This is a genomic window from Methylomonas koyamae (genome assembly GCF_001644025.1).
GTDB lineage: Bacteria > Pseudomonadota > Gammaproteobacteria > Methylococcales > Methylomonadaceae > Methylomonas > Methylomonas koyamae_A.
Window position 1 is genome coordinate 18,767 of sequence record NZ_LUUK01000197.1, and the last position, 20,197, is coordinate 38,963.

The following is a 20,197-nucleotide window of genomic DNA, read 5'->3' on the forward strand; positions in this document are numbered from 1 at the left end:
TCAATACCAGGCATCGACCGAACATCGCTCGATGCCAAAAACTCCCTTTTATTGGTATTTCGGCAGATTCGCGAAACCTTCCTTGGCAGTCTTCAGCTCTTGTTCGGCGCCGGCGAAATCGGATTTCTTCACCAGCTCCCTGGACTTTTTCAGCTTGAGTACCACTTTGTCGCGTTCGAATTCGAATTTGTAGTTGGCGCTCAGTTCGCTGGCAATTTCAGACGCATCCTTGATATGGGTCGCGATTTCTTGAGCATTCCCGGAAGGTAGCGCGTCCAATGCCGCCTGAATTTTCACATCGACTTCTTTCAAAATCTCGGGGATCGGTTTTTTTACTTCTTTCGCGAACGTCGAGCCGGTAAAGCCCAATAGAGAGAAAAACAGCGCGAAGGCAACAAACATTTTTTGAAACGACATGGGGGTCTAAACCTCTAAATATAACTGACTGATAATTAAAATTATTGTTTCGGATACATCATTAATTACGCACTTACCTAAATACTCCTTTTTTATCAAACGTAAAAAATGGCGAATGGAACTCTCCGCTAACGATCTAACGCGCCATCGGCCTTGCTTGCCGATACTTTCGCACTAAATGACCGAAGCAATGCCCGGTCGCGACGCCAACAACCAGCAAGATCAACGTCGCCAGCGCAAAGCCCCCTGAATACGCGACGGCGTCGGCATCCAGCCACATGTCATAGGCATGCAAGTAACCGTGCAGCACTGCCACCAGCTCGACGCTCAACAGTCCGACGCCCACCGGCACTCTCGCGCCCAAAACCAACAACAAGCCCAGAATCGATATCGAAGCGACCATGACCGCTTCTGCAAAGGGAATTTCAACGGGGATCAGCGTCAAGCCGCAACCGACTGCCATAGCTGCCACAAACCCCAGCGGCAGTAAACGACTCCAAACACCAGGGGTTTGAGAAATCCACAATCCGACGGCCAACATCGTCAGCAGATGATCAGTGCCGGTCAACGGATGAAGTAAGCCACCGACAAAGCCGACGGATTCAGCCCCCCAGTGAAACGGATGGGCCTCGACAACCAGCGGCTGTAACAGAAGGACCGGAATCGTGCGTTGTAAAAAATCTGCCCTGCCATTCATCGCTACCTCCAATCCAGGCGGTTGAATACTGACCGATACCCCAGGCGTCTTGCCGGAAAAGGCGAAAAACTTGGCCCGGCCGAGCGGATTCAATCCGGGCAACCGCGCCAAGAGCGGACTATGACAACTGTGAAGACATGGCGGGGGTCGAGAAAACCGGCACTTGGACAGCAGTCCAAAATAGGCCGCCCCCCTAACCATTAGGGTATCGCTATGCCTTACCCAACCAAGCCTGGAATGCCTCAAGGCTGAGCGGATGAATAAGACGAGTTCATTTTAGCAGAGATAGGAATAAATAAAAATATTTCATAACAGTCTGATTTTTTTGCCGACCCAGCTCAACGCCGGCGTGCGAAGCGGCCTCAACCGGTCTCGGCGGATGCCGTCGGTACGCTTTACCAACCGGATTTACGATGGGAAATTAAGTTGAGCTGTTCTGCGACAATCCAATTGCGGCAACCACTTATTGACGATGGAGGAGTGGGAATTACGTCGATTTGCGGCGTAACTCCCTGTATCCGAACGCTAGAAACAATCGCAGTGACTGACCCGTGCGCTCGGCATTCCCGGTTTGGACACGAAAGTCAGCCTGAAGCTTGACGGCGATTATGGTCGCGGCGATTGATCAAATCGGCCGACAAATTCAGGACCACTCGCCGCAATGATCTGAAACGTCGGCGGTTAACATTAAGAAACTCAAGCTTAGTAACACGCCCCACTTGCCCGAGCACGGGACAAGCGAGGCCGCGAACAAACGCTACTCAGCGGGCGTCGAACCGATCCAAGTCCATCACCTTGGCCCAAGCCTTGGCGAAATCCCCCACGAACTTTTCCTTGGCATCGTCGGATGCGTAGACTTCCGCGACCGCCCGCAACTCGGAATTGGAGCCGAAGATCAAATCCACCGGCGTTGCAGTCCATTTAAGTTGGCCACTAGCCCGGTCCTTACCGTCGTAAACGCCTTCGGTCGTCGACTTGCTCCACTGAGTTGACATATCCAGCAAATTGACGAAAAAGTCGTTCGTCAAACTGCCCGGCTGGCCGGTGAATACGCCGTGTTTGCTATGGCCTGCGTTGGCATCCAGCGCGCGCATACCGCCGATCAACACCGTCATTTCCGGCACGCTCAGGGTCAGGTAGTTGGCGCGCTCGACCAGCATTTCCGCCGGCGAATGGGCGTTATCCTTGCCGAAGTAGTTACGAAAACCGTCGGCTTTGGGCTCGAGTACCGCCGCCGAGTTCACGTCGGTTTGTTCTTGCGACGCATCCATCCGGCCTGGTTTGAAGGGTACCTGTACTTTAAAACCGGCTTGCTTCGCGGCTGCTTCCACGGCTGCCGAACCGCCCAACACGATTACGTCGGCCAGCGAGACTTTCTTGCCGCCTTTCAAGGAACGGTTGAAGTCGGTTTGGATGGTTTCCAGGCGAGCCAGCACTTTGGTCAGTTCGGTGGGATCGTTGACTTCCCAGTCCTTCTGCGGCGCCAAGCGAATTCTGGCGCCATTGGCGCCGCCGCGCATGTCGGTGCCGCGAAAGGTCGCAGCCGATGCCCAGGCGGTTCTGACCAATTCCGGTATCGTCAAATCCGAGGCCAGGATGGTTGCTTTCAATTTGGCGGTGTCCTTGGCGTCGATCAGCTTGTGATCGACTTTCGGGATCGGGTCCTGCCAGACAAAATCCTCGGCCGGCACTTCGGCACCAACGTAACGGGCCTTGGGCCCCATGTCGCGGTGCAACAGCTTGAACCAAGCCCTGGCAAACGCGGCTTCGAATTCTTTCGGGTTATCCAGAAAGCGCTTAGAAATTTTTTGATACTCCGGGTCCATTTTCAGCGCAATATCGGTCGTGAACATGATCGGCGGGTGACGTTTGGTGGCATCGTGCGCATCCGGTACGAAATTTTCGCCTTTGTTATCCTTGGGAATCCATTGGGTGGCGCCGGCCGGACTCTTGGTTTGCTGCCAATCGAAGGTGTACAGCCAGGTCAGGTAATCGTGGGTCCAACGGGTCGGATTGGTAGACCAGGCGCCTTCCAGACCACTACTGACGGTGTCGGCGCCATGTCCGGTTCCGCATTTATTGGCCCAGCCCAAACCTTGCTGTTCTATGCCGGCGGCGGCCGGTTCCTTGCCGACGCATTCGTCGGGTTTATGAGCGCCGTGGGCCTTACCGAAGGTGTGGCCGCCGGCGATCAGCGCCACGGTTTCTTCGTCGTTCATCGCCATCCGGCCGAAGGCCTCGCGAATATGCTTGGCGGCCGCCAACGGATCGGGATTGCCGCCAGGACCTTCCGGATTGACGTAAATCAGCCCCATTTGCGTGGCGCCCAACGGTTTCGCCAGTTCGCCGTTGGCGTCATGGCGTTCGTCGGCCAGAAATTTCTTCTCCATGCCCCAGTTGACGACCTCGGTTTCCCAGTCGTCGGCGCGGCCGCCAGCGAAACCAATGGTCTTGAAGCCCATGTCTTCCAACGCCACATTACCGGCCAGCACCATCAAATCGGCCCAGGACAGCTTGGCACCGTACTTCTGCTTGACCGGCCACAACAAGCGGCGGGCCTTGTCCAGGTTGACGTTATCCGGCCAACTGTTGAGAGGCTCGAAGCGTTGCTGGCCGCCGGAAGCGCCGCCGCGGCCGTCGAAGATACGATAAACGCCGGCGCTATGCCAGGCCATCCGGATGAAGAACGGACCGTAATTGCCGTAATCGGCCGGCCACCAGGGCTGAGAGGTATGCAACACGTCGGCGATGTCTTTTTTGACCGCTTTCAGATCCAGGGTTTTGAATTGTTCCGCGTAGTTAAAGGCCTTGCCGAGCGGGTTGGACTCGGCCGCATTCTGGCGCAGCGGTTTCAAATCCAGTTGCTCCGGCCACCAGAAATTGTTGGTGGTGGGCTGTATGTCGGCCTGTACCGGCGCGACATGCAAGGCCGTGATAATAGCGACCGCCAAAGCGGAAGCCAGGAAGGTTTGTCGGGTTTTCATGATGCACCTCTAGTCCTGATGATGATTGGTCGAAAATGCTTGCCGTTGCCCGCTCGGTCAACTTCTCCGCTATCTGGCCAAACGAAGGCAAGCAAAATTGTAGAGCCGATGTCCGGAATTGACCGACTCGGCCTTCGGCGGCGACGGCATTGCCGAACCGGTTAAACGTTATGCAAGGACGTGCCATCGAATTTCGCGCTCGCCTTGTGATGTTGTCGGCGAGACTATTCAACCGAATTCCGCCATCGGACTGAAATTGATTTCTTGGATGGGCCGATAGTTCGCATCAATAGCAGCGGAACCCGCGCAATCATGGATAATGTTTCCGGCCGTCGGTTCCTTTCGGCACATCTTAAATACACAGGTCACCACGAATGAATTTGCGCGATTTAAGCTATCTGGTCGCGGTAGCGGATTTAAGAAACTTCAGTCAAGCCGCCGAACATTGTTCGATTAGTCAGCCCACCCTCAGCACGCAGATCAAGAAGCTCGAGGATTATCTGGGCGCGGACTTGTTCGTGCGGGAGAAAAACCATGTGGATTTGACCGAAGCCGGCCGCGAGGTTCTACCCCTCGCCCGCCGCATCCTGGACGATGCCCGCTCGATCCGGCAAATCGCCGCCCACGCCGGCGGACGGTACCGCAATCACTTATCGCTGGGCGCGTTTCCGTCGCTGGCAAGTTACGTACTGCCGGAATACGTGTTTCGCATCAAGCAACATTATCCGGAACTGAAGTTGCAGTTGGTCGAGGAAAAAACCCAGGCTCTGATCGCGCTTCTGCTGAGCAAAAAGCTGGACGCGGCGCTGCTGGCCCTGCCGGTGGCCATCGACGCTCTGGAACAACGCATCTTATTCGAAGATCCGTTCACGCTGGCGGTTTGCGCCGACCACCCGTTGGCCGAGTTGGACGAAGTGGAGTTGGGCATGGCGGCCCAAGAGAATCTGCTATTGCTGGACGAAGGCCACTGTCTGCGCGACCAAGCGCTGAAGCTGTGCGATCCGTCCCGATTCGTCGAACACGATTTCCGGGCCTCCAGCCTGGAAACCCTGCGCTACATGGTCAAGAACGGCGTCGGCGTGACGCTGATGCCGTCGGTAGCGGTGCAGCCGGACGACAAGGACATTCGCTACATCGCTATCCGCCAGCGGCCGAGCCGCACCATTGCGCTGGTGTGGCTGAAGGCCCATCCCCGCGCCGGCTTGCTCGAGGACTTGGCGGGACTATTGGCTTACAAACCGCTGGTCTGAGATTCGTTCCACTGCCTTCGCGCGCCGATCTGCCGCGCGGAAGTCCCGCGAGTGCCTCTTGCTCGACGCGCCCAATATGTGTTGACAAATTACCGCACTCGCACCACCGGGCTGGAAGTCTTTGCGTTGTAGGTAACGGCCAGCAGCGCGCCCTGAACCGGCAACCGCTAGTCTGGAATACGGCACCACGCGCCGGACTCGCTTCGTTATTACTACTCGCGTAGAATCTCGTCCGTCCGTAAGTCGCGGCGCTTGTGAATGACTGCTAACACTTCAATATGGGAGGGTTTGATCTCGTAAAGGATGGGGTAGGAGTAAAGTGAAAGTTCGCGTACTGCCTCGTCGCTCAACTCCGGTACGATGCGCCCAATACGGGGCAGTTGATCCAAGTCAAGCGCTTTAGCGACCAACGCTTCGGCCACCCGTTTGGCATAAATCGGTGAGTCCTGTGCGATGTAGTCGTGAATGTGGCGAAGCTAGCCCAATGCGTGATCGGTCCACTTCACCACGCTTGAATATCTCTCAGCACCTGTTCGGCGGGTACGGTTCTGCCCTGTTCGGCGTCTTTCCGGCCGCGACGGATATTTTCGCGCACATAGAGCCGGTACATGATTTCTTCCATGTCGGCGGTATCGGGTAAGCGCTGGATGATGGCAAGGGCTTCTTGTTTAGTGGTCCGTTGTCGTTGCATGGTGTACTTCTCCTTTGGTCGCTGACGGTTTTAGACTTATCCGGCATGGCCCGGAGCACTGATATAGTGTGCATTGGCGGCCACCATTCTACCGGTTGGACGCGGTAACCACCATCGTCGAGAAACAGGGCTCTTCAACACCGTCCGCGCAAGCCAGTTCAAGGTGAAGTGGAAGACAAGATACACAAGGTTGCGAGGTCGCCTCGCTAAAACTCGTACTTAAACCCCGCCTGCACCAAACGCGGCGCGCCGGGTTGGATGCCGCGCACCCGATCGACGATGTAGGTGTTGTCCAGCATGTTTTTCATCGACACGAACAGGGTCAAGTCTTTTCGCACCTTGTAGGAGCTGGCGAAGTTGACCACCACGTAATCGTTAATCTTGCCGAATTGGCCGGACTTGATCAGCGCGTTGCGTTGAGCGGTGGTGCCGACATCCAACGGCAGGTCGCCGGCGCTGTTCAGGTTCATGAAGTCGGCGAATTGCTCGCCGACGAACACCGCTTCCAAGTGTGCATCGAAGCCGCTGGCATGCGAGTAGCCCAGCGTCGCGGTCAGCAGGTTTTCCGGCGCGTAGGGCGCGCGTTTGCCTGCCGCCGAGCCGAATACGTTCCCGCCCGGACAGAATCGGGTGAAGGTCGCGTTCTGGCTGGAGCCGGTCGCCTGGCCGCTGTCGGTCAGGCAATGAAACGGCGACGTGGTTTCGGCGGTCGGCAGCCAGGTGTAGGCGACTTGCGCGTAGGGATTGTGCGCCCAGCCGAACACGTCGCCGAGATCGGCCCGCGCCATCAATTCTAAACCTTCATACAGCGCTTTGCCCTGCGCCACCGGGGTATCGACGCCGCCAACCGTACCCAAGGCAGTCAGGGTATCGAAATCGTTGTGGAAATAGGTTGCTTCGGCTTTAACGCCGCGCGCCGGTCTGGCCCGGACGCCGAATTCGGCGTTCCAACTAATTTCCGGGCCAATCTCCACCGCCGCGCCGTTGGCATTGTTGACGCTGTCCTCGACGCGCGGCGGCGCGAAGCCGCGATGAATACCGAAAAACAACGTGGCCTGATCGATTGGACTGTAGGTCACCGCGAACGACGGCAGGATTTCGGTCATGCCGTTGCCGCCGGCGATCCCGGTTCGCACATCCTTACGCTGGTAACTCACCGACTCGACCCGAACGCCGGGGGTCGCCGTCCAGTTTCCCCAAATGAATTGATTTTGGAAAAAACCGGAATAGGCATCGGCGAAACGCTGATTGTTTTCCAGCAAGGTGCCGTCGCGCGCGGTCGGCGAGCTGCCCTGGATTTGCCGACGGTACTGGTTCTCGAAGTGCGCGCGAAAACCCGCATCCAAATGGCTTTCGACGCCGAACAGATCGTGCTTGGCATGTAGAGTCGGGGCAATGCCCCAGGTTTCGTAATTGCGCTTGCGACCGATGTTGTAGTTGCAGTCGTTCATATCCACCGCGATACCGTTTTCGCGATTTTGCACGTAATTGGCGATGCCGCGGCTGCTGCATTGGTTTTCGGTCGGGAACTGATTCTGCTGCCGCCACCAGTTGCGTTCGTAGGCCGACCAGTAAAAGCTGGTTTCCAAGGTCACGTCCTTATTGAAGCTGTGCTCGTAGGTGGCCGAGGTGGACCAGCGGTCGTTGATGAAGCTGGCGTTCTTGTCCGGATTGTAACGAGCGCCCAGCTTGCGGTATTCGGCGTCGGTCAAGCCGAAGGCCGCGCCTTGCTCGTCCTGGTGGTAAAAATCGCCGCGTAGCGTCAGGCGATTGCGCGCGTCAAAGTCGATGATGCTTTTCAGGTTGGCGTCGTCCACCACGGCGAAGGTGTTGTCGCGATTTTCCATGCCTTCCTTGTGAATGTAATCGACCACGCCGCCGACCGCATCCAGGCCTTGCACGTTCTTGACCATGCCGCCGTAACGGGCATGGCCGTTCAGATAATCGCGGTTGCCGCCGGTAAAGCTGACGAAACCGCCGGGCGTGGTCGGTACCTTGGGCGTCAGATAATTGATCGCGCCGTTGATGGTTTGTGGGCCGAATTGGGTCAAGTCGGCGCCCTTGTAAATTTCGATGCCGTCGTAGCGCTCGATCGGCGGATGGTAGTAGATGTCGTTATCGCCGTAGGGCGCGAAGTTGAACGGAATGCCGTCCTCCAAAAACAACACCTTGGTGGAGCGAAACGGGTTTTGGCCGCGAAAGGCGATGTTCGGCCGCAAACCAAAGCCTTCCTCGTCGCGGACATAAACGCCGGGGGCCTTGCGCAAGGCCTCGTTGACGGTGAATACCTGGTCGCGCTCCAGGGTTTGCTTGTCGATCACCGAGGTGGAGCCGGAGAAGGTCGCGGCCTTCTCGACGCTTTCGGCGACTTCGACGCTGGGCAAGGCCTCGCTTAGATCGGCCTCCGCCGTTTGATTTCGAGTCGACTCGGCGGTTTCGCCGGCAAACACACCTTGGGCCAGCGCGCCGACGATCAGCGCCGGCCATACTCCGCATTTATTTCGCATTTCGTTCAGTTCCCGTTCGAATTTGAGTTGGCACATCCTCCGCCCCGGCCGGCTTTCCCGCCGGAATCCACCAACTGAAGCGAAGGATGCTTAACGCAATTTAACGAACACGCGTGAATCGAAACTGAAAATCGGCTCCGGATTTAGCGGCTCAACGGTAGACGCACCGTCGCCAGAAATCCGCCCAATGCCTTGCTGCGGCCGAGTTGCAGGCTGCCTTTGTAACTATCGACGATGTCGGCGACGATACCCAAACCCAGGCCGTGACCTTGCACCGACTCGTCCAGGCGTGCCCCGCGCCGGGTTAACCCCGCCAATTCGGTTTCGGCGCAGCCCGGCCCGTCGTCGGCGACCCGCAACAACACCTCGTCGGCAAAGGCCAATTCGACGTCGATGCGCCGCCTGGCCCATTTGCAGGCGTTGTCCAGTAGGTTGCCGAGCATTTCCATCATGTCTTCCCGGTCGAAATGCACCGATGCGTCCGGGGCGGTGATCTGAATATCCAGGTCCTTCTCGGCATGGATCGCCCGCAGGGTTTTTTTTAACGCCACCAATTCCTTGCGGGGATTGAACGCGGCGCTGGCCTGCTGGTCTCCGGCGATCCGGGCACGTTTCAGTTCCCGCTCGATGCAGCGCCGGATGGTTTCGGTTTGGCCCTGCACTTGCTCGCGCAAGTCGGGATGGTCCAGAAACGCCGGTTCTTCGGCAACCCGAAACAGCAAGGCCAGCGGCGGCTTCAGCGCGTGCGCCAGATTGCCGATCGCGGTACGGGACTGCTGCAAGCGCCGGGCAACCAGTTCCAGCAAATGATTGATCTCGTTCACCAGCGGTTTGATCTCGTCCGGCACGTCCAATTCGATACGCTGGCGCCGACCGGCGCAGACTTGTTCCAGTTCGCCGCCGACCAGCGTCAGCGGCCGCAACGCGCGCCCGACATCCCAGCTCAGCACGCCGATCGCAGCCATCAGAATCGTCAGCGTCAACGCAAAGTAGGCGGCGCGTATCCAGGTGATATCGTGATCGACCGCCGACAAATCCTCGGCGATATGAATGTTGATTCTATGGCCAAAGCGCACCGCGCCCAGGCTCAACACCAGTAACGGCCGGTTTTCCGGACCGGACAGATGATAAAGCGTCTGCTGTTCCGGCCCAACGGCTTGAACCGGTAACGGAAAATCCAGCAGCGACGGCGACGGATGGGCTTCGGCGTCGACTTTGACCAGATAGTAATGGCCGGACAGCGGCCGGCTGTAGACCGAGCTGATGCGCAAGCGGTTGAACGAGAGTTTATCGTCGTCGGCGTAGGCCAGCGATTCCAGCAAGGAATAACCGTCGTCGGCCAATCGATTCGCCATCTGACCCTCAGCGACGGTGCGGATGACCCAATCCGCCGCGATCCAATGCACGACGAAAATCACGCACAGCGCGGCGATCAGGCCGCGGCCCAGGCGCTCGCGCAACGCCATCATGGCCGGCTTCCGAACACGTAACCCTGGCCCCGGCGAGTCTGGATCAAATCGCTGCCGACGATCTTGCGCAGGCGCTTGACGTAGACTTCGATGACATTGCTGTCTGGCTCGTCCGATTCGCTGTAGATATGTTCGCCTAATTGCGACTTGGTCAGGACTTTGCCGGCGTTCATCATGAAATAGCGCAACAGCCGAAATTCGATCGCGGTCAGCGGGTAAGCCTCCCCGCCATTGACCGCTGCGGTTTGCTCGTCCTCGTCGAGCAGGACGCCCAGTACCTGCAACGTAAACTGATTATGGCGGTGAACCCGTTTCAAAATGGCTTGCAGCCTGACCAGCAATTCTTGCGGATGAAACGGCTTACCCAAATAATCGTCGGCACCGGCCTTGAAGCCGTCCACTTTCTCGTACCAAGCATCGCGGGCGGTCAAGACAATCACCGGCGTGGTATTGCCGGCATCCCGCCAGCGTTTCAAAACATCGAGGCCGGCCAATTTGGGCAAGCCTAAATCGAGTATCGCCGCGTCGTAATCTTCGGTAGCGCCGAGAAACTCACCGTGCTCGCCGTCCGCGGCCGTATCGACGACGTAGCCGGCCCGCTCCAAGTCCATCTTTAGCGGCGCCGCTAATGCAACGTCGTCTTCAACCAACAGCAATTTCATCGCCTAAGCTCCATGCTCCGCGTTTGCCGGGACAAGCGCCGACTCGGCGCGCGCCGATCACTGAATCCGCAATAAATACCCGTCGGTTTTCTCGCAACCCGGCTTGCTGTGCGCGGTGACGTTGAGCCGCGCGAAACCGTGCTCGATCGGCCGAGGCAATTTGCCCCTGACTTCGGTCTGACCATTTTTCAGCGGAAAAAACTTCAACTCCTTGGCGGATAAATGGTATTGAATAGACCCCGAACTGATATTGGCGACGATGGACGTCGTCGTGGTATTGGACGAAACGATAAAGCTGAACTCGGTAAACGATTGCAGGTATTTATTCGGCGCCGGTTGAAACTCAGTGAATATCGGTTTGTCGCAATGGCCGGAACTGGAAGAACTGCCGTATGCCAGCGCATCGCCGGCCGCCAAGCCCAACGCCAACGCGATAACGGTCTTGATTGAAGCCTTCATGTCTTACTCTCCCGTTTAGTTATTATTTTGGACATAGCTTATCAACAAATTCGCGACGAGCGGATGAATTCGACCCTGCTGCCCTTACAGTATTTTAGCGACTCAATACCATGCCAGCCCTAGCCTTTGTCGATTTGGAGACCACCGGCGCCTCGCCGCGACAAGACCGGATAACCGAAATCGGTATCGTCTTGGTCGATGCCGACGGCGTCCGGGAATGGAGCCAACTGGTCAACCCGCAAATGCGCATTCCGCTGTTCATCGAACAAATGACCGGCATCAGCAACGAGATGGTCTCAGGCGCGCCGCCGTTCTCCGCGATCGCGCGCCAAGTCTGGGAACTGTTGGAAGATCGAGTATTCGTCGCTCATAACGCCCGTTTCGATTACAGCTTTCTGAAAAACGAATTCAAGCGCCTGGACCTGCCGTTTCAGCCACAAGTGCTTTGTACGGTCAAATTGTCGCGCGCACTCTATCCCCAATACCACCACCATAATCTGGACAGTCTGATCGAACGGCATGGCCTGACCGCCAACGATCGGCATCGCGCCTTGGCCGACGCCCAATTGATTCATCAGTTTTGGGAGCATCTGCATCGCGAATTCCCGGCCGAGCGTTTGACCGACACGGCGGCCGGTTTGCTCGGCAAATCCAGCCTGCCCTCGGGGATCGACCCGCTGTTGACCCACGAATTGCCCGACGGACCGGGCGTCTATTTGTTTTACGGCGAAAACGATTTGCCGCTCTACATCGGTAAAAGCGTGAATATCCGGCAACGGGTACTCGCCCACTTCGCGGCCGACCACCGCCACGACAAGGAAATGAATCTTTCGCAACAACTTAGGCGCATAGACTGGCTAGAAACGTCCGGGGAATTGGGCGCGCTGCTGACCGAAGCCAAGCTAATCAAACAAATGATGCCGGTCTATAACCGCCGTCTGCGCCGCAAGAATGCGCTGGGCGCTTGGCGGCTGGCGCAACACGGCGAACAAGTGCGCCCCGAACTGGTCTGGGCGGACGCGCTGGATTTCGGCGGTCAGGACAATCTGTACGGCCTGTACCACAGCCAGCGCGACGCCCAAAAAGCCTTGCGCGGTCTGGCCGAGCAACACGGCCTTTGCCTGAGCGTGCTGGGCCTGGAGAAAACCGTGCCGGGACGACCCTGCTTCGGCTATCAATTGAAAAAATGCGCGGGCGCCTGCGTCGGGGCCGAACCACCCTTGGCGCATGCCGGCCGCTTATTCGTTGCGATGCAAAAACTTAAATTGGCGACTTGGCCCTATCCCGGCCCGATAGGCGTTCGGGAAGGCGACGACATGCACGTCATCGACCGCTGGTGCTACCTGGGCAGCGCCCGCACCGAAGCCGAAGTTGCCGAACTGCTCGAGGCCGGCCGGCCGGCTTTCGATCGCGATACCTATACCTTGCTCGCCAAGATGCTGAAAAAGGCCCGGATTATTCCGCTGGCAAGCCGCTCACCCGCTGGGCTCGATCTGGCCGACAACGTCTAAACTACTGCCCACCGAACCGCCGCCCGGCACGAGAATAGAACCAATAAAAAACACTTGTTCTTGATTTGTTTTGTTTGTATAGTCTTTCAAAACAAACACAGAACAACCATGACACTGACCCGTAAACAACAAGCGCTTTTCGACTTTCTGCTGCAAAACCAGGACAGCTTCGCCCATCCGCCGACGCTGGAAGAACTGTGCGCGGCAATGGGCTTGAAATCGCGCGGTTCGCTGCATAGCCAAATCAAGGCCCTGATCGAGGCCAATCTGGTCGAAGCGCCGGAACGCAAGCAGCGCGGCATCCGCCTGACCGATTACGCCAAATCGTTGGCCGCCCCAACCCAGGATTCCAGTCTGCTGCCGCTAGTCGGCTATATCGCCGCCGGCCGGCCGATCGAAGCCGTCGAAAACATCGCCTACATGGCGGTGCCCGAACCGCTGAAAACCGACAAACCTTGTTACATCCTGCGGGTCAAGGGCGACTCGATGCAGGAAGCCGGCATCTTCGACGGCGACTGGGTCGTGATCGAGCAACGCAGCCACGCCCGCAACGGCGAAATCGTCGTGGCCTTGGTCGACAAGGCCGAGGCCACCTTGAAATTTATCGAGCAATACCCCCACGAAACCCTGCTGGTTCCCGCCAACTCTCAGATGCAGGCCATGCGTTTTCGGCCCGAGCAAGTGGAGATACAAGGCGTACTGGTAGGCCAGATGCGCAGTTACACCCACCCTTAAAACCGGAGGCAATCATGATTCGTCACACCGTCCATATGCGCGACCAAAAAGCCAACCAAGTCGCGATGCTGAACCGGGTCGCCCGCCAGTCGGCGATCAATATGCTGGAAGAAATCACGTTGGTGATCGTATTGTGGGGTGTGTTTTTGCTGGCGACCGGTTGACGCCAGCCTACGGATATTGACGATGTATAAGCTGTGCTTTTTCGTACCCGCCAGCCATCTGGAGCCGGTCAAAAGCGCGGTGTTCGCCGCCGGCGCCGGCCATGTCGGCGATTACGACCGATGCTGTTGGCAAACCCTAGGCATCGGTCAATTTCGGCCGCTACCGGGTAGCGTCCCCTATTCCGGCCGAACCGGCGAGGTGACGCAAGTCGAGGAATACAAAGTCGAAATGGTTTGCAGCGCGTCCGCGATACGTCCGGCGCTGACCGCGCTGCTCGCCAGTCACCCCTACCAGCAACCGGCTTACGAAATCCATCGATTGATCGATCCCGACGCGCTACCCGCAGCCGATTAGGCGACTCGCCAACCAGCCTCGCTCCTGCTCGAGGCGTCGCCAACGCCGCATTTTTCGATTTTAAAACGGCTTGAAGACGTTGCCGGCGTTTTTTCAGACTTCCGGCACAGCCGCCCGCGCTTCCGCCGACGGTTATCGTATGCTAAACCGTCCCGACCGGATATAAAAATCTCCGGAAGGCAGTTACCGGAGTCTCGACCACACCCGCGCCACCCTCGGTGGCACGCTCAACATCGGCCACGGCGCCGCAGCAACCGGGGGTAGCCCCGCCGAAGCTGCTGGAAGTAGGGTCCGGCGCGTTTTGTACGCCTCCGGCCTGGACTGATATCCAGTCCATGTCAATGGAAGTATGGTCCAAGCGAATTTTGAGCTGTTATTCGTCGTCAAGCACGCGGATTCCGCGACCTTAAGCTTCGTCCGGCGCGGACTTCGGCTCCTTCTCGCAAAAGGGTAGCCCAACCAAAACACGAAGATCGTTGCCATCCGTTATGCTGCACGGCGTTAACTCTTTCCCGGCTCAAGCTTCTTGGCCTTTCAGGCTTTCCGCGGATGGATGGCGCCCCCAGTCCTAACCGAATTGGACACTTCTCCGAGGCGGATCGATAGCGGGGCTATCTGGGGAAAACCGGTCTTCAATGAATTTCATTGAGCACATCGTCAACGATGTAAAAACGGTTTTCGGTAATCACATCCGCCGCGATTCGACTGTTTAGCAGGTTGTCCACATCATCCAGCACGCGGTCGAGTACGCTCGGGAGTTCGGCGCGTTCGGCCGATTTGCGCAAGGCTTCGCCCCATATCGCGATATGCCGGGTCGTGATGCGGCGCACCGTATTATCCTTGGCCCACTCCGCCGCGATGGCGGCTCCCAAACGCTCCAGTTTTGCTTGCGTCTGGTGTTTTAGCGAGGGATCGGCAAGCTTGGTCGTCAAATCCCGGCTAATTTCAATCCAGCCCGTCGGATGCAGCTCCCAACCCCGGTAAAAACGTTCGACCCAGGTCAGATATTCCTGCAAACTTTGCAACTCGGCATTTTGGCGGTCTCGCTGGTAATGTTCGGCAAATCCGACCGGCGCCGGCATGCCCTCGGGCCAAGCGGATCGGCGGAAATCGGCTGTCGAGCAACCCCAAAGCAAACCCATCGTCAAGCAAATCAGAACGCGGACTTTCATTGCATTGCTTCCAGTTCGGAAAGGAATGCGGGGATTGTAGAGCGGCGCCGATGACAGGACGATTAAGGTCCGGTTACCGCAATTTGACGACAGCGCCGCCAGCCCGACTCAGAACAGCTCGAATCGAGCCAAGTAGCCGAAGTGGTCCGACACCGTGGGATAAAATTCGTCGTTGAAGATGGGTGTCATCTCGCGGATGCGCAACGGATGCCCGTTACGTTTGAAGATGTAATCGATACGCCGGGGCGGACTATGCCGCCAGCCGTCGATCTGCCCGCGAAAGGTCGGTTCGTGAAACCGATGCGGATGCAACTCGTAATATTGATCGACGTATTCGCCATTGCCGACGATATGGCAATAGGCGTGGTCGCCGGCCGGCGCATTGAAATCGCCAACGATCAAATCACCTCTGACGCCGAAATGCCGGCGGGAAGCGATCAACTGTTTCAAGCGGGCGTATTCCTCGTGGAAACCGTGATGCGCCCAACTCAGATGCACGTTGGCAACGTGCAGCAAGCCAAACCGAGGCAGGTCGATGCAGCTGACGGTCACATTGCGCGACATATAGTTATCTTTGCCGCGATCGTGAGACACGTAAGCGGCATAGTTATGATGCAACGGATAGCGGCTCAGGATGGCCGTGCCCTCCCGCCATAGCTGAAAGCCGATATGACTCCAGTCCTGGTGGATATGAAACCACTGCCCCCATTCCCGCAAACGCCGGCAAATTCGAAATGCCATATTCGACGGCGACTCGCCGTACGGGCGCGTTATCGGATCGTACCGGTATTCGCCGACTTCCTGAAAACAGACAGCGTCGATACGCTGCTGAGCGATGGCTTCGGCGATGATTTGCACTTCTCGCTCGTGCAAATGCATGGTTTCGAAACAGTTTTGCCGTGGATGTTGCTGATAGGTATGCAGATTCAGCGTTAACAGCGTGAACGCCATGGTTCTGGACGGCGGCCGATGCCGATGGCGTTAACCCAATTTGGCGAATTCGGCCTGCAAGGTGGCGAGAAAGGTTTCCCGCGCGACCTGGGCGATGCCCAACTGTTGTTGCAGCCGTTGGATTTCGGCGTCGACGATTTGCAGATTGGACAATTGAGTCTTGGCGATGTCGCTAAGGCTGTCGATCGGGTGAGTTTTGTCGCCTATCGTCAAGGTTGGAATGCTGGTGTTTGGATCGGCCATCGAATATTTCCGGAATAGATCAAAGTGAGCGGTTCGGCCCGCACGGCCGACCGTATGCGAGTTTAATCGGCGAATATGACAAATTCGTTTCGACGGCGCCGCCATTCCGGGAGTCAAACCGCCGATCAATGCCCGCCCTCGTCTTCATTTTCCTCAGGCTTGACGATTTCCTGCAACGACAAGGTATCGGCCAGGCTGGGTTTGTCGTCGCCGGTCGCCGAACCCAGGCCTTCGCTGAGATTGATTTTGAGTTTCAAATTGTTCGGCGAGTCGGAGTTGCGCAATGCTTCGTCCAGCGAAATCACGCCGCTTTTGTAGAGCTTGAGCAAATGGCTGTCGAAGGTTTGCATGCCGATGTTTTCCGATTTTTCCATCGCTTCCTTGATCGCGTGCACATCGCCTTTCTGAATCAAATCGCTGACCAGTTTGCTGCCCAACAAAATCTCGATCGCCGCCACCCGCTTGCCTTCCACGGTCGGCACCAAGCGTTGCGACACAAAGGCCTGCACGTTCAGCGACAAATCCATCAACAATTGCGGACGGCGTTCTTCCGGAAAGAAATTGATGATCCGGTCCAAGGCCTGATTAGCGTTATTGGCATGCAAGGTGGACAGACACAGATGGCCGGTTTCGGCGAAGGCCAGCGCGTGCTCCATCGTCTCCTGACTGCGTATCTCGCCGATCAAAATCACGTCGGGCGCTTGGCGCAGCGTGTTTTTCAGCGCGTCTTCATAGCTGAGCGTATCGACGCCGACCTCGCGCTGATTCACCAGCGATTTCTTGTGCGGATGGACGAACTCGATCGGATCTTCGATGGTAATGATGTGGCCGGACGCATGGCTGTTGCGGTAATCGATCAAGGCCGCCAGCGAGGTGGATTTGCCGGAGCCGGTGCCGCCGACGAACAAGATCAGGCCGCGCTTTTCCATAATTTTGTCTTTCAGCACCTGCGGCAAGCCCAGGGTGTCGGCGTTGGGAATATCGACCTTGATGTTGCGGATCACCAGCGCGTAATTGCTGCGTTGCTTGAAAATATTCACCCTAAACCGGCCCACGCCTTCCTCGGCGATGGCTAGATTCATTTCCGGTACCTGTTCGAAGGCCGCGCGCTGATCGGCATCCATGATGGCATGGGCTATCTCTTTAAGTCTTTCGTTGGTCAGTCGAATGTTTTCCAGCGGCCGCAGCGTGCCGTGAAATTTAGCAGCCGGCGGCGCGCCTGCGGTCAGATATAAATCCGAACCGTCTTGTTGAACCAAAATTTTCAGGTAATCTTTAAATTCCATTGCACAGCCTCGCGTCGGGAAATCCGCCAAAGTGTAGGCCAAGCCCTCAACAAGTTGAAGCCCCGCAGCCCCGAACCGGTATAATGCCCGGCTTTTTCTCGATTAGACGTTTGCGGTTATGAGTCAACAACGTAAGGCAGTAGCGTTGATTTCCGGCGGCCTGGATTCCATGCTGGCCACCAAGGCTATCCTCGAGCAGGGCATTCATGTCGAGGGCATCAACTTTTTCACCGGATTTTGCGTCGAAGGCCATACCCACGCCATCCGTAAACAGGACGAAGCCAAAACCAAGCGCAACAATTCGCTGTGGGTCGCCGAGCAACTGGGCATCAAGCTGCATATCGTCGACATCATCGAAGAATACAAGCAAGTTCTGCTGAATCCCAAGCACGGCTACGGCGCCAATCTGAACCCCTGTCTGGACTGCAAGATTTTCATGGTCAACAAGGCCAAGCAATGGATGGCGGAAAACGGTTTCGACTTCATCATCACCGGCGAAGTCGTCGGCCAACGGCCGATGTCGCAACGCAAGCAAACCATGCCCATCGTCGCCGCCGAATCCGGTGCCGACGACTTGCTGGTAAGGCCCTTGTCCGCGCAAAACCTGCCGGCTACGCTACCTGAACGCGAAGGCTGGATCAGCCGAGAAGCATTGTTCGGCTTCAGCGGCCGCTCGCGCAAACCGCAGATGGCGCTAGCCAAACAATACGGCTTCAGCGATTACGCCCAACCGGCCGGCGGCTGCTGTTTTTTGACCGACGCCGCCTATTCGCAAAAATTGGCCGACTTGTGGCAGGCACGCGGCAAACGCGACTACGACTTGGATGACGTGATGCTGTTGAAAGTCGGCCGGCATATTCGGCCCAAGCCGCATTTCAAGCTGATCGTAGCCCGCGAGGACGGCGAAGCCCGCTTCATGAGCGGCTATAAAAAAGAATTCGTCAGCATGAACTGCGCGAGCCATCGCGGCCCGTTGGTGCTGATCGACGGCACCCCGGACGAAGACGATCTGCATTTGGCTGCCCGCATCCTGGCCCGTTACGGCCAAGGCCGCGATGCCGAGAACGTGGACGTAACCATCCGCGACCGGCAGGGCAACGAACGCCAAATCAGCGTGGCCCCGTTGGCGGCCGATCAAATCCCCGAGGCTTGGTTCGTATGAACGAATTCACGCTAAACGCCCGCCGCCTGCTCTGCCCGTTGCCGGTGATTCGCACCCAGGATAAAGTCAAAACCCTGCAAAGCGGCGACGTCCTGACCGTGGAATGCACCGATCCCGGCGTGATGCAGGACATCCCGGCCTGGTGCCGGATCAATGGGCATCGGGTGTTGGAGACTCGGGCGGAGAGTGGCGAGTATGTTATTGTTTTACAAGTGGGCTAAGTTCCACGTCAGAGTTTTCGGACCACAGTGTTAACAGGATAGAAAATGGCAGTAGGTCACACCGAATTTCCGATCATGCACGCCATACAGGGCGTCAAACTCGGCACCTGCAACGCGGGGATCAAGCAAACCGTGCGCGACGACATTCTGGTCGTCGAAATGGCCGACGGCGGCAGTTGCGCGGCGGTATTCACCCAGAACGCCTTTTGCGCCGCGCCGGTTCAATTAGCCAAATCCCATTTGAGCATGGCGCCGCGCTGGCTGCTGGTGAACTCCGGCAACGCCAATGCCGGCACCGGCAAGCAAGGCCTGCAAGACGCCTTCGCCTGCTGCGCCGGCCTGGCCGGCGAAGTCGAGGGAATCGCCCAACAAGTGCTGCCGTTTTCTACCGGCGTCATCGGCGAGCCGCTACCGGTCGCCAAGTTGACCTCCGCGCTGCCCAAGGCGGTCGCCGACCTGGCCGAGGCCCACTGGGACCAAGCCGCCCGCGCGATCATGACCACCGATACCTTCCCGAAAGGCGCCTCGACCGTCGTCGACATCGGCGGCCACCCGGTCGCGATCACCGGCATTTCCAAGGGCGCCGGCATGATCCAACCCAATATGGCGACGATGTTGGGCTTCATCGCCACCGACGCGACCATAGACCAAACTCTGCTGCAACAATGCCTAGCGGCGGCGACGGAAGTCTCGTTCAACCGGATTACCGTCGATGGCGACACCTCGACCAACGATGCCTGCGTACTGCTGGCCAGCGGCACCAGCACGGCGCCGGAGATTCTGGCCGACAGCGAGCACTACGCAAAATTCGCCGACGCAGTCACCGCCGTGTGCAAGCGGCTGGCCGAACTGATCATCCGCGACGGCGAAGGCGCCACCAAATTGATCCGCATCCGGGTCGAACAAGCTTCGAGCGCAGCCGAAGCGGTACAAGTCGCCAAGACCATCGCCCACTCGCCGCTGGTCAAAACCGCGTTCTTCGCCAGCGACCCCAACTGGGGGCGCATTCTGGCGGCGGTCGGCCGGGCCGGCGTCGTAAACCTGGTACTGGAAAACATCGAAATTTATCTGGGCACCGTCTGCATCGTCGAGAACGGCGGCCGCTCGCCGCTATATACCGAGCAAGACGGCCAACGCGTGATGAACCAGCAAGAGATTCTGGTCACGGTCCGATTGGGCCGGGGCGAGGCGTGCGAGGAAGTGCTGACCTGCGATTTCTCCTACGATTACGTCAAGATCAACGCCGAATACCGGACCTAAT

At 57.6% G+C, this 20,197-nt stretch carries 21 protein-coding genes; 8 read left to right on the forward strand and 13 right to left on the reverse strand.

Going from position 1 to position 20,197, the window contains the following annotated elements; all coding sequences use genetic code 11:
• Positions 1-48: 48 nt before the first annotated feature.
• The 3 genes from A1355_RS19275 to katG form a co-directional block, all read right to left on the reverse strand.
• Complete coding sequence (locus tag A1355_RS19275; RefSeq protein WP_064030911.1) at positions 49-417, reverse strand: hypothetical protein; 369 nt, start codon at positions 415-417, stop codon at positions 49-51.
• Between the two features lie 136 nt (positions 418-553).
• Complete coding sequence (locus A1355_RS19280) at positions 554-1,114, reverse strand: HupE/UreJ family protein (protein ID WP_197471854.1); 561 nt, start codon at positions 1,112-1,114, stop codon at positions 554-556.
• Positions 1,115-1,875: 761 nt separating this feature from the next.
• A complete protein-coding gene (gene katG / locus A1355_RS19285) occupies positions 1,876-4,098 on the reverse strand; it encodes a catalase/peroxidase HPI (protein WP_064030913.1) in 2,223 nt (740 codons plus the stop codon).
• Between the two features lie 374 nt (positions 4,099-4,472).
• On the opposite strand from katG, the gene A1355_RS19290 reads away from it, so the two are divergent.
• Positions 4,473-5,348 carry a LysR substrate-binding domain-containing protein gene (locus A1355_RS19290; protein WP_064030914.1) on the forward strand — a complete coding sequence of 292 codons (876 nt, stop codon included), beginning with the start codon at positions 4,473-4,475 and terminating at the stop codon, positions 5,346-5,348.
• A 212-nt stretch (positions 5,349-5,560) separates the two neighbouring features.
• Here A1355_RS19290 and A1355_RS26650 read toward each other — a convergent pair whose 3' ends face one another.
• The 6 genes from A1355_RS26650 to A1355_RS19320 form a co-directional block, all read right to left on the reverse strand.
• Entirely contained in the window at positions 5,561-5,815 is a 255-nt protein-coding gene (locus tag A1355_RS26650) for a type II toxin-antitoxin system RelE/ParE family toxin (RefSeq protein ID WP_064030915.1), read from the reverse strand.
• A 35-nt stretch (positions 5,816-5,850) separates the two neighbouring features.
• Positions 5,851-6,039 (reverse strand): hypothetical protein, encoded by a 189-nt coding sequence (locus A1355_RS19300; protein ID WP_064030916.1) that lies wholly within the window; start codon positions 6,037-6,039, stop codon positions 5,851-5,853.
• A 206-nt stretch (positions 6,040-6,245) separates the two neighbouring features.
• Positions 6,246-8,582, reverse strand: a complete 2,337-nt coding sequence (locus tag A1355_RS19305) for a TonB-dependent receptor family protein (RefSeq protein ID WP_231883730.1) — start codon at positions 8,580-8,582, stop codon at positions 6,246-6,248.
• Positions 8,583-8,689: 107 nt separating this feature from the next.
• Positions 8,690-10,015, reverse strand: coding sequence for a sensor histidine kinase (locus A1355_RS19310; protein WP_064030917.1), 1,326 nt, complete (start codon positions 10,013-10,015; stop codon positions 8,690-8,692).
• The gene (locus tag A1355_RS19315; protein ID WP_064030918.1) at positions 10,012-10,677 is read right to left on the reverse strand and encodes a response regulator transcription factor; all 666 of its coding nucleotides are present in this window, start codon (positions 10,675-10,677) and stop codon (positions 10,012-10,014) included. Before A1355_RS19315 ends, A1355_RS19310 begins: the two co-directional genes overlap by 4 nt.
• A 57-nt stretch (positions 10,678-10,734) precedes the next feature.
• Positions 10,735-11,136 carry a hypothetical protein gene (locus tag A1355_RS19320; RefSeq protein ID WP_064030919.1) on the reverse strand — a complete coding sequence of 134 codons (402 nt, stop codon included), beginning with the start codon at positions 11,134-11,136 and terminating at the stop codon, positions 10,735-10,737.
• 110 nt (positions 11,137-11,246) lie between these two features.
• Between A1355_RS19320 and A1355_RS19325 the strand changes: the two genes are divergently transcribed.
• From A1355_RS19325 to A1355_RS19335, 4 genes are all read left to right on the forward strand, one after another.
• A complete protein-coding gene (locus A1355_RS19325) occupies positions 11,247-12,647 on the forward strand; it encodes a 3'-5' exonuclease family protein (RefSeq protein ID WP_064030920.1) in 1,401 nt (466 codons plus the stop codon).
• Between the two features lie 108 nt (positions 12,648-12,755).
• Positions 12,756-13,382, forward strand: a complete 627-nt coding sequence (gene lexA / locus A1355_RS19330) for a transcriptional repressor LexA (protein WP_064030921.1) — start codon at positions 12,756-12,758, stop codon at positions 13,380-13,382.
• Positions 13,383-13,396: 14 nt separating this feature from the next.
• Positions 13,397-13,546 carry a hypothetical protein gene (locus A1355_RS25360; RefSeq protein WP_157197959.1) on the forward strand — a complete coding sequence of 50 codons (150 nt, stop codon included), beginning with the start codon at positions 13,397-13,399 and terminating at the stop codon, positions 13,544-13,546.
• Between the two features lie 22 nt (positions 13,547-13,568).
• Positions 13,569-13,901: a hypothetical protein gene (locus A1355_RS19335; RefSeq protein ID WP_064030922.1), complete on the forward strand. Its 333-nt coding sequence runs from the start codon at positions 13,569-13,571 to the stop codon at positions 13,899-13,901.
• A gap of 632 nt (positions 13,902-14,533) precedes the next feature.
• Here the strand turns inward: A1355_RS19335 and A1355_RS19340 are convergent.
• The 4 genes from A1355_RS19340 to A1355_RS19355 form a co-directional block, all read right to left on the reverse strand.
• Positions 14,534-15,073, reverse strand: coding sequence for a hypothetical protein (locus A1355_RS19340; protein WP_064030923.1), 540 nt, complete (start codon positions 15,071-15,073; stop codon positions 14,534-14,536).
• A 108-nt stretch (positions 15,074-15,181) separates the two neighbouring features.
• Positions 15,182-16,024 carry an endonuclease/exonuclease/phosphatase family protein gene (locus tag A1355_RS19345; RefSeq protein ID WP_064030924.1) on the reverse strand — a complete coding sequence of 281 codons (843 nt, stop codon included), beginning with the start codon at positions 16,022-16,024 and terminating at the stop codon, positions 15,182-15,184.
• Between the two features lie 30 nt (positions 16,025-16,054).
• Positions 16,055-16,267, reverse strand: coding sequence for a DUF6447 family protein (locus A1355_RS19350; RefSeq protein ID WP_064030962.1), 213 nt, complete (start codon positions 16,265-16,267; stop codon positions 16,055-16,057).
• Between the two features lie 125 nt (positions 16,268-16,392).
• Positions 16,393-17,553, reverse strand: coding sequence for a PilT/PilU family type 4a pilus ATPase (locus A1355_RS19355; protein WP_064030925.1), 1,161 nt, complete (start codon positions 17,551-17,553; stop codon positions 16,393-16,395).
• 118 nt (positions 17,554-17,671) lie between these two features.
• Here A1355_RS19355 and A1355_RS19360 point away from each other — a divergent pair, with 118 nt between their 5' ends.
• Genes A1355_RS19360 through argJ form a run of 3 tightly spaced genes read left to right on the forward strand, consistent with a single transcriptional unit; the run spans position 17,672 to position 20,196 of the window.
• The gene (locus A1355_RS19360) at positions 17,672-18,715 is read left to right on the forward strand and encodes a tRNA (5-methylaminomethyl-2-thiouridylate)-methyltransferase (RefSeq protein ID WP_064030926.1); all 1,044 of its coding nucleotides are present in this window, start codon (positions 17,672-17,674) and stop codon (positions 18,713-18,715) included.
• Complete coding sequence (locus A1355_RS19365; protein WP_064030927.1) at positions 18,712-18,936, forward strand: sulfurtransferase TusA family protein; 225 nt, start codon at positions 18,712-18,714, stop codon at positions 18,934-18,936. The genes A1355_RS19360 and A1355_RS19365 overlap by 4 nt, the downstream gene beginning before the upstream one ends.
• A 45-nt stretch (positions 18,937-18,981) precedes the next feature.
• Positions 18,982-20,196: a bifunctional glutamate N-acetyltransferase/amino-acid acetyltransferase ArgJ gene (gene argJ / locus A1355_RS19370; protein ID WP_064030928.1), complete on the forward strand. Its 1,215-nt coding sequence runs from the start codon at positions 18,982-18,984 to the stop codon at positions 20,194-20,196.
• Position 20,197 lies beyond the last annotated feature (1 nt).